Origin of the sequence: Zoogloea sp. LCSB751 (assembly GCF_002028455.1) — a bacterium.
GTDB lineage: Bacteria > Pseudomonadota > Gammaproteobacteria > Burkholderiales > Rhodocyclaceae > Zoogloea.
On record NZ_MWUM01000118.1, the window covers coordinates 1 to 320 of the forward strand.

1 protein-coding gene is annotated in these 320 nt (G+C 58.1%); it reads right to left on the reverse strand.

The features are described from left to right. The coding region (locus B4920_RS26000; RefSeq protein ID WP_173862707.1) for an ATP-binding protein at positions 1-299 on the reverse strand (299 nt) is incomplete at its 3' end. Positions 300-320 lie beyond the last annotated feature (21 nt).

A 320-nucleotide genomic window follows, 5' to 3' on the forward strand; every position in this document is an offset into this window, starting at 1 on the left:
TGTTGATGACTCAGCCAGTGTCCTTCCAGCAGTTGGCGGATCTGCGCTTTGCTCACGCCTCGACCCGCCCGATAGTCGAGCTGCTCCACCTGTCCGGCTAGCCGGAACCGGGCTTGCTTCTCCAGGCGGTTGGTTTTCCTCTGCTCCCGCTGCACCAGCTCATGGCTCAGTAATAGTTGCAGCCGCTCATCAAAACCCATATCCAGGTACAGCATGCTCTGGGCCTGCTGCTGGTTCAGAGCCTGTTTCATGCCGCTCAAGTGCAGGCGGCTTAGTTGTTCATCGAGGTGTAATTGCATCGGCTTCTCCTGATCCGTGGG